This window comes from Roseicyclus sp. (assembly GCF_052168335.1).
Lineage (GTDB): Bacteria > Pseudomonadota > Alphaproteobacteria > Rhodobacterales > Rhodobacteraceae > Roseibacterium.
Map to the genome: position 1 here is coordinate 1 of NZ_JBQLZP010000115.1, position 9,181 is coordinate 9,181.

The 9,181-nt window shown below is 70.5% G+C and carries 8 protein-coding genes; 7 read left to right on the top strand and 1 reads right to left on the bottom strand.

What is annotated here, in order from left to right:
* From ACTS11_RS03645 to ACTS11_RS03675, 7 genes are all read left to right on the top strand, one after another.
* Positions 1 to 1,176: family 4 glycosyl hydrolase (locus tag ACTS11_RS03645; protein WP_442638983.1), on the top strand; the 1,176-nt coding region annotated here is incomplete at its 5' end.
* Entirely contained in the window at positions 1,176 to 2,060 is an 885-nt protein-coding gene (locus ACTS11_RS03650) for a carbohydrate ABC transporter permease (RefSeq protein WP_442638984.1), read from the top strand. The genes ACTS11_RS03645 and ACTS11_RS03650, both read left to right, overlap by 1 nt.
* 3 nt (positions 2,061 to 2,063) lie before the next feature.
* Positions 2,064 to 2,975 carry a carbohydrate ABC transporter permease gene (locus ACTS11_RS03655; RefSeq protein WP_442638985.1) on the top strand — a complete coding sequence of 304 codons (912 nt, stop codon included), beginning with the start codon at positions 2,064 to 2,066 and terminating at the stop codon, positions 2,973 to 2,975.
* Positions 2,975 to 4,099 carry an ABC transporter ATP-binding protein gene (locus ACTS11_RS03660; RefSeq protein WP_442638986.1) on the top strand — a complete coding sequence of 375 codons (1,125 nt, stop codon included), beginning with the start codon at positions 2,975 to 2,977 and terminating at the stop codon, positions 4,097 to 4,099. Before ACTS11_RS03655 ends, ACTS11_RS03660 begins: the two co-directional genes overlap by 1 nt.
* An 18-nt stretch (positions 4,100 to 4,117) precedes the next feature.
* The gene (locus ACTS11_RS03665) at positions 4,118 to 5,380 is read left to right on the top strand and encodes an ABC transporter substrate-binding protein (RefSeq protein WP_442638987.1); all 1,263 of its coding nucleotides are present in this window, start codon (positions 4,118 to 4,120) and stop codon (positions 5,378 to 5,380) included.
* A 57-nt stretch (positions 5,381 to 5,437) separates the two neighbouring features.
* Entirely contained in the window at positions 5,438 to 6,952 is a 1,515-nt protein-coding gene (gene pglA / locus ACTS11_RS03670) for a polygalacturonase PglA (RefSeq protein ID WP_442638988.1), read from the top strand.
* Positions 6,946 to 8,040, top strand: a complete 1,095-nt coding sequence (locus ACTS11_RS03675; RefSeq protein WP_442638989.1) for a glycoside hydrolase family 88/105 protein — start codon at positions 6,946 to 6,948, stop codon at positions 8,038 to 8,040. The genes pglA and ACTS11_RS03675 overlap by 7 nt, the downstream gene beginning before the upstream one ends.
* Positions 8,041 to 8,073: 33 nt before the next feature.
* Here the strand turns inward: ACTS11_RS03675 and ACTS11_RS03680 are convergent, their stop codons facing one another.
* The gene (locus ACTS11_RS03680; protein ID WP_442638990.1) at positions 8,074 to 9,114 is read right to left on the bottom strand and encodes a four-carbon acid sugar kinase family protein; all 1,041 of its coding nucleotides are present in this window, start codon (positions 9,112 to 9,114) and stop codon (positions 8,074 to 8,076) included.
* Positions 9,115 to 9,181 lie beyond the last annotated feature (67 nt).

Consider the following 9,181-nt stretch of genomic DNA (forward strand, 5'->3'; position numbering starts at 1 on the left):
CGCGACCTCGGCGAGGCGCTGGAGGGGGCGGACCTGGTCGTCGTCTCGATCCTGCCCGGCACGCTCGGGGACATGGCGGCCGACATCGGCATTCCCGCGCGCTACGGCATCCCGCAGGCGGTGGGCGACACGGTCGGACCGGGCGGCTTCGTCCGCGCGCTTCGGGCCGTGCCCATGATGCTCGAGATCGGGCGCGCCATCCGTGTCCATGCGCCCGACGCCTTCGTCTGCAACCTCACCAATCCGATGAGCGTCCTGACCGACGCGCTGTTCCGCGCCCATCCGGGCATCCGCGCCTGGGGCGAGTGCCACGAGGTCACGAAGCTCCGCCGCCAGGTCGCATGGATCGCCAACCGGCAGGAGCCGGGCGCGGCTTACGGCTTCCGCGACGTCGAGGTGGACGTGCTCGGGATCAACCACTTCACCTTCGTGACCGGCATCCGCCTCGCGGGGCGCGACATGCTGCGGGACTGGACGGCCTTCGCCGAGGCCCATCGCGAGCGCGGCTGGCACGAGGCCGTTCCCGACAGCGACGACGAGCACGCGCGCTACTTCTCCTCGCGCTCGCGGGTGAAGTTCGACCTCTTCCGACGTTTCGGCCTGCCTGCCGCGGCGGGCGACCGGCACCTCGCCGAGTTCCTGCCGGCCTCGGACTATCTGGATGACGCCGAGGGCTGGGGCTTCGCGCTGACCCCGGTGGACTACCGCCTGCGCGACCGGGCCGCGCGTCTGGCCCGCGCCGAGGCGATGATCGAAGGCCGCGTGCCGCCGGTCGCGAAGCGGTCGGACGAAGCGTTGATCGACCAGTTCGCGGCCCTCATGGGCGGGGCGGAGCATGTCTCGAACGTGAACCTGCCCAACCGCGGCCAGGTCCCCAACCTGCCCCGAGGCGCCGTGGTCGAGACCAACGCGCGCTTCGGCAGGGACGGCATCGCGCCGATCCACGCGGGCGCCATCCCCGATCCGCTCGCGGCGATCGTCGCCGACCACGCGGCGCGGCAGACGGGTCTCGTCGACGCGGTTCTGGCGGGCGATCACGGCGCGCTCTTTCCGCTCTTCGCCTCCGATCCGCTGGTCCGGCCCCTGTCCGAGGCCGAGGCGCGCGCGATGTTCGCCGAGATGCTGGCGGCGACGGCGCGCTGGCTTCCCGACGCGCTCGTGGCGGAGGCCGCGTGATGGGGGGCGAGAGCAGATATACCGGGCTGGCCTACGTCACGCCCTACATCCTCGGCCTGATCCTCTTCACGGCCTTCCCCTTCGGCGCGTCGCTCTACCTGAGCTTCACCGACTACAACCTCCTCGACTCGCCGAACTGGGTGGGGCTCGACAACTACGAGCGCCTTCTGACCGGCGACCGCATCTTCGAGCGCTCGCTCTCGGTCACGCTCGTCTACGTCTTCACCACGGTTCCGCTGAAGCTCGCCTTCGCGCTCTTCATCGCGGTGATCCTCAATTACCGGCTGCGGGCGATCAACCTGTTCCGCACGGCCTTCTACGTGCCTTCGATCCTCGGCGGGTCGGTCGCGATCGCGGTTCTCTGGCGCTACACCTTCGCCGACACAGGCCTCGTCAACATGATCATCACCTCGCTCGGCGGCGAGCCGGTGAACTGGTTCGGCGATCCCGACAACGCGCTCTTCACCATCACGCTGCTGCGCTGCTGGCAGTTCGGCTCGGCCATGGTGATCTTCCTCGCCGCGCTCCAGGCCATCGACAACACGCTCTACGAGGCGGCCTCGATCGACGGGGCGGGCAAGTGGCAGATCTTCCGCTACATCACGCTGCCGCTGCTGACGCCGGTGATCTTCTTCAACCTCATCATGCAGACGGTGCAGGCGTTCCAGGAGTTCAACGGCCCCTACATCATCACCCAGGGCGGGCCGCTCAGGTCCACCTACCTGCTGCCCCTCTACATCTACGACAAGGCCTTCCGAAGCTTCGACATGGGCTATGCCTCGGCCATCGCCTGGGTGCTGTTCCTCATCATCATGGTGCTGACCCTGATCGCCTTCTGGTCGTCGAAGAAGTGGGTCTACTACGCCGGCGACAGGAGGGACTGAGCGATGACCCTCGTGAATCCCGCCACCGCCCCGAGAGCCGCCGGAAGCCGGGTCTCCGACCTCGAGCTGCGCCGCCGCCGCCGCGAGAAGATCGGCGCGGGCATCCGCTACGCGATCCTCTGCGGCGTGGGGCTCGTCATGCTCTACCCGCTGATCTGGCTGATCGGCGCCTCGTTCAAGACCAACCAGCAGATGTTCTCGAGCGCCTGGTTCTGGCCGTCGAACCCGACCGTGCAGGGCTATATCGACGGCTGGGAGACCTCGACCCCCTACACGTTCGGGCGGTTCTTCTGGAACTCCATGTGCATCGTGATCCCCAAGGTGATCGGCACGGCGATCTCCTCGACGCTGGTGGCCTACGGCTTCGCGCGGTTCGACTTCCCGGGCAAGAAGATCCTCTTCGCCATCCTGATCGCGACGCTGCTCCTGCCCGACGTGGTGACGCGCATCCCGCAATACCTGCTCTTTCGCGAGCTCGGCTGGCTCGACACCTACCTGCCGCTTTTCGTGCCGCAGTTCCTCGCTTGGGAGGCGTTCTTCGTCTTCATGCTGATCCAGTTCATGCGCTCGATCCCGCGCGACATCGAGGAGGCGGCGCGCGTCGACGGGGCCAACACCTTCCAGACGCTGATCTACGTCGTGGTGCCGATGCTGGCGCCCGCCCTGATCTCGGTCTGCCTGTTCCAGTTCATGTGGACGATGAACGACTTCCTCGGGCCGCTCATCTACATCTCGTCGATCGAGAACTACCCGGTCAGCCTCGCGCTCCGGCTCGCCATCGACACGACCGAGGCGTTCAACTGGAACGAGATCCTCGCCATGACGGTGCTGGCGCTGGCGCCCTCGCTGATCGTGTTCTTCCTCGCCCAGAAATACTTCATCAAGGGCATCTCGACGGGAGGTGTGAAAGGCTGATGGCCGAGCTTCAACTCCGATCCGTCGAGAAGGTCTATGGCGGCGGCTTCAAGGCCGTCCATGGCATCGACCTCGATGTCGCCGAGGGCGAGTTCATGGTGCTGGTCGGCCCCTCGGGCTGCGCCAAGTCGACCACGCTGCGCATGATCGCGGGCCTCGAGAGCATCACCGCCGGCGAGATCCGCATCGGCGAGCGCGTCGTGAACGAGCTGGTGCCGGGCAAGCGCGGCATCGCCATGGTGTTCCAGAACTACGCGCTCTACCCGCACATGAAGGTGACGCGGAACCTCTCGTTCGGGCTCAAGCTTCGGCGCGAGCCCAAGGCGCGGATCGCCGCCGCGACCGCGCGCGTCTCGGGCCTGCTCGAGATCGAGGAACTGCTCGACCGGCTGCCCAAGCAGCTTTCGGGCGGTCAGGCGCAGCGCGTCGCGGTGGGCCGCGCGCTCATCAAGAGCCCGGAGGTCTTCCTCTTCGACGAGCCGCTGTCGAACCTCGACGCCAAGCTCCGCGCCGCCATGCGCGTGCGCATCACCGATCTGCACAAGCGGCTGAAGGACGAGGGGCGGCCCGCAACGGTGGTCTACGTCACCCACGACCAGGTCGAGGCGATGACGATGGGCGACCGCATCTGCGTGATGAAGGACGGACGCATCATGCAGGTGGCCGACCCCGCCACGCTCTACGAGCGGCCGGCCAACGCCTTCGTCGCGGGCTTCATCGGGATGCCCGAGATGAACCTCGTCCCCGCCGTGCTGACCCGCGACGGCGACGTGCCTTCCCTCACGCTCGACGGCCAGACGATCCGCGTCGACGGCCTCGGGCACCGGCTGTCGGCCGGGGAGGGTCCCGTCATCATGGGCATCCGCCCGCAACACCTCGCGGCCTGCGCGCCCGGCGAGCCCGACGCGCTGACCGGCGAGATCGTGACGGTCGAGTTCATGGGCCACGAGGTGAACCTGCACGTGCGCCTCGGCGAGGAAACGCTCGTCGCCGTCGCACCCACCGAGGTGCTGCGTGCCCGGCCCCTGCGCGGGGACCGCATCGGCCTCCGCCCGGACGGACGCCGCCTGCACGTCTTCGACACGACGAGCGAAGCGAATGTCTCGCTTGCGCCGAACGACTGATCATCAAGGGAGGATGCGATGAAAAGACTGATGAAGCCCCTGGCCCTGGCCCTGTCCACGACGACGCTTTGCGGCGTCGCTCAGGCCGAGGAACTGCGCATGAGCTGGTGGGGCGGCGACAGCCGTCACGAGGCCACGCAGGCCGCGCTGCAGATCTGCGGCGAGCGCCACGGCCACACCATCTCGCCCGAGTTCACCGGCTTCAGCGGCCATTTCGAGCGGCTGGCGACGCAGATCGCCGGCGGCACCGAGCCCGACATCATGCAGGTGAACTGGCCCTGGCTGCCGATCTTCTCGGCCGACGGGTCGCGCTTCGCGGATCTCAACGAGTTGTCGCACATCATCGACCTGTCGAACTGGAGCGCCGAGCAGCTCGCCTCCGGCACGATGAACGGGCATCTGAACGGCCTTCCGGTCTCGACCACGGCGCGGCTCTTCGCCTTCAACACGACCGCCTGGGAGCGCGCCGGCCTGCCCCTGCCGACCACCTGGGACGAGCTCGTCGCCGCCGGTCCGGTCTTCCGCGAGCGGCTGGGCGAGGGCAACTTCCCCTTCGAGGCGGCGGCGCTGGACGCGACCCTCATCGTTCTGCTCTACGGCACGCAGAGCACGGGACGCTCCCTGATCGACGCATCGACCAACGAAATCGCCTGGAGCGCGGAGGAACTGACCGCGGCGATCGAGTTCTACCGGACGCTCGTGGACAACAACGTCGTGCCGTCATGGGAGGCCGTCGCCGCCGCGGGCAACGTGCCGCTCGAGGAGAACCCGAACTGGACCGAGGGCCGGATCGGCGGCACCTACCAGTGGGACACGACCTACTTCAAGATCTCCGACCCCATGGCCGAGGGCGAGGAACTGGTCTACACCGCCATGCTCTCGCAGCCCGGCCAGCAGACCCAGGGCATCTACCGCAAGCCCTCGATGGTCTTCGCGATCTCGGCCAACACCGAGCATCCCGAGGCCGCGGCGCAGATCCTCAACTGCCTGATGAACGAGGAGGCGGGCGTGATGGCGCTGGGCTCGACCCGAGGCATCCCGGCCTCGACCGCCGCGCGCGAGATGCTGATGGCGGCGGGCGGGATCGGCGAGGTGCAGATCGACGCGCAGAACCGCGTCCTCGAGGGCGAGGGGCCGACGATCCATCCGTTCATGGAGCATCCCGACGTCCGCACCGCGATGATCGATGCGCTGGAGATGTTCGCCTATGGCCGGATCGACGCCGCCACCGCCGCCGACGAGATGCTGATCGGCATCGAGGCCGTGCTCGCCGACATGTGACGGGACGCGGCCGGGCCGGTGCATGGCGCGCCGGCCCGGCCCTCGACGAAAGCGAAGATGAAGACCTCCATCCGGATCCTCGCGGCGACCCCAAGGTCCGCCGTCGCCCTTCTCGCGGAGGAGGCGCACCGCTACCGCCTCACGCGGCCTGCCGCGTGGCGGATCGCGTGCCGCGACGGGGAGACGGTGGCGGAGGGTGTCGCGCAGGTGGTGCCGCTCTTTCTCGACGGGCTTCGGCCCGCGACCGACTACAGGCTCGTCACCGACCTCGGGGAGGCTGGGTTCCGCACGCCCCGCTGCGCCGGGATGATCGACGTGACCGACCACGGCGCACGGGCCGACGGGACGGATGCCACGCGCGCCTTCGCCGACGCGCTCGACGCCCTGTCGCCCGGCGGCACCCTCCACGTTCCGCCCGGCCGCTTCGTGAGCGCGCCGCTCTTCCTGCGGTCCGACATGGTCCTGCACCTGGCCGGGGGCGCGGAGCTTGCCGCCCGCGCCGAGCGCGAGGATTGGCCGATCCTGCCCGCGCGGGACGCGCGCGGCCGCGTCCTCGGGACATGGGAGGGGCTGCCGGAGGCCTCCTTCGCCGCGCTCCTGTCGGCCATCGACTGCGGGCGCCTCGCGATCACCGGCCGCGGCGTCGTCGACGGCGGCGGCGCGCGGGGCGACTGGTGGACCTGGCCGAAGGAGACGCGCGACGGCGCGCGGCGGGCGCGCACCCTGTTCCTGTCGCGCTGCCGGGACGTGGCCGTCAGCGGCGTGACGATCCGCAACTCGCCCTCCTGGACGGTGCATCCGCACCTGTCCGAGAACCTGACCTTCGCGGCGATGGCCATCGAGAGCCCGCCCGACAGCCCGAACACCGACGGCCTGAATCCCGAGAGCTGCCGCGATGTCACGGTGGCGGGCGTCCGGATCAGCGTGGGCGACGACTGCATCGCCATCAAGGCCGGCAAGCGCGCGCCCGGCGCCGAGGATCACCTCGCGCCCACGCAGGGCGTCACGATCGGGAACTGCCTGCTGGAGCGCGGTCACGGCGCCGTCGTCCTCGGCTCGGAGATGAGCGGGGACATCACCGACGTGACGGTCGCGCGCTGTGACTTCGTCGGCACGGACCGCGGCCTCCGGATCAAGACGCGGCGCGGGCGGGGCGGCCGGGTCGCGCGCATTCGCATGTCCGGCGTGGTCATGGAGGATGTCGCGACCCCGCTCGCGGTGAACGCCTTCTACTTCTGCGACGCCGACGGGCGGTCGGAGGCCGTGCAGTCCCGCGCGCCCGCCCCGGTCGGTCCCGGCACCCCGGAGATCGACGACATCACGCTCGAGGACGTGACGGCGACGGGCGCCAGGCTGGCCGGCGCCGCCCTGCTCGGCCTGCCGGAGGCTCCGCTGACGGGCCTGCGGCTCGGCCGGTTTCGCGTGTCCTTCCGCGACGGGGCCGAAGCCGACGTCCCCCTGATGGCCGAGGGCGTGCCCGAGATGCGCCATGTCGCGCTGTTCGCGGAGAATGCCGAGATCGACGGCGCGGTCGAGGCCCTGCCCGTCCCGGAGGAGAGCGCACCGTGCTGACCGATTACGTCTCCCAGTATGTCGCCGCCTACCGTCCCTACAAGAACGGGGCCTGGTGCTACGAGGACGGCTGCATCTATCGCGGTCTCGAACTCCTCTACCGTGCGACGGGCGACGCGCGCTGGCGCGACGCGCTCCGCCGCCTCCTTGATCCGCAGGTCGCCCCGGACGGGAGTCTCGCGGGCTACAGCCTTTCGAAATACAACATCGACAACATCCTGCCCGGCCGCGCGCTGCTGTTCATGGCCGACGAGACGGGCGATCCCCGCTACATGGCCGGTGCCGAGAGGCTCGTCGCCCAGCTCGCCACCCATCCCCGCACCCGGTCGGGCGTCTACTGGCACAAGCTTCGGTATCCCTGGCAGATCTGGCTCGACGGGCTCTACATGTGCCACCCGTTCCAGGTCGAGTACGGTCTGCGCGCCGACCGGCCCGACCTCGTGGAGGACTCGCTCCGCCAGATCGCGCTGGCGCTCGAAGCGACGTTCGAGCCGCGCACCGGGCTCTACGCCCACGCCTTCGACGAGGCCCGGCAGCAGGCCTGGGCCGATCCGGTCACGGGCCGCTCGCGCGCGCACTGGGCCCGTGCGCTGGGCTGGCTCGCGATGGGGCTCGTGGACGTGGCCGAGCTTGTCGGGCCTGATGCCTTCCGCCCGCTCGCGCCGCAGAGCCGCCTGCTCTTCGAGCGGTTCGTCGCGCTGCGCAGGCCGGATGGGCTCTGGCTCCAGGTCATCGACCGCGAGGACATGCCGGGAAACTTCGGGGAAACCTCGAGCTCCGCGATGATCGCCTATGCGCTGCAGAAGGCCGAGCGGCTGGGGCTGGCCAGCCTGCCCGGCGACGTGGTCGGCGACGTTCTGCGCGCGAGCCTGCGCCCCAAGGTCGGCGGCGGTCTCGAGATGGCCGACATCTGCGAGGTGGCCGGTCTCGGTCCCTACGAGCAGCGTTACCGCGACGGCTCGCCGGACTACTACCTGACCGAGGCGCGTGTCTGCGACGACGCGAAGGGCGTCGGGCCCCTGATGATGTGCGCAGCCCTGTCCCGGCAGGGTTCCGCGACGGGCGCGGTGGCGTTGCCGGCGGGGTAGGCGGACCGTGGCGACGGTCCTGTCGATGCAGGGTCAGCGTGCAGCCGCCCTCTCTTGTGCCGCCAGCCGCACCATGAGCGCCGGGTCGCCGAGGCCGCCCGATTTCGAGATGAGCGTGACCCCGTCCCAGACGCCGCCCCGCACCAGGCTGACGGGCAGTCCGGGCGAGATGCGGCCGATGCAGTCGAGGTGCCGTGCCCCGCTCAGCGCCATGACCCGCGCGAGCGTCGCCCCGCCGGTGACGAGGATTGTGTCCGGCGCAGCCTGGGCCAGAAGCCCGGCGATGGCCGCGTCGAGGGCGCGGGCCGCGTCGCGCGCGTCTGCCCTGTCGCGGACCGGGTCCACGATCCGGGCAGAGGGATGCTCCAGCGCCAGCCGGTCGGCCTGCATCCGCGTCACCTCGTGCAGCGTGCCGACGAGATAGAGGTCCGGTGCGGCCGTCGTCAGCGTCGGCGGATGGCCCGCCAGGGCCTCGGCTATGCCGCCGCTGCCGACCCAGAGCACGGAGGCGTCGCGCGGGAAGGCGCCCGCGATGCGGTCGAGGTCGACAGTCTCGAGGGCGTCGGCGACAACGACGCGCGCCTCGGGCGGCGCCTCGCCCGGACGCCATGGCGCGGACGGCAGGCCCACGCGGAGGAGTGCCGCCGCGATGGGCTCGCCCGTGACCGCCCAGGCGCCGTCGGGCCGCCGCCCCTCCTGACGGCCGCCCACGGTCCGGCGTCCCATGCCGGGAAAGGCCGGCGCCACGACGACGCGCGAGAAGTCGCAGGCGGCCACGCTCGCCGCGACCTCCTCCGGCCAGGGACCGCGCAGCATGCTGTCGATCTTCTTGAACCACAGGCCCGCAGCGCCCGCCTGCGCGCGCCGGACGGCCATGACGCGGGCGACGCGGCGGGCGGCCTCGGCCGGCGTGACGCCCTCGCGGGTCTCGGTGCTGACGGCGAGCAGGGCCGCGCCGAGGTCCGGGCCGCGCCAGTCCGAGGTCACGAGGAAGGGACGCCCCGGCGCGGACAGGGGGCCCGTCGCGTCGAGCGCACCCGTCAGGTCGTCCGAGACGATGGTGAGCGGTTTCATCGCGCGGCCTGTGCGGGGCCCGGCGCGATCCGGCCTGCCGCGACGATCCGAACGCCTACGTCCGCCG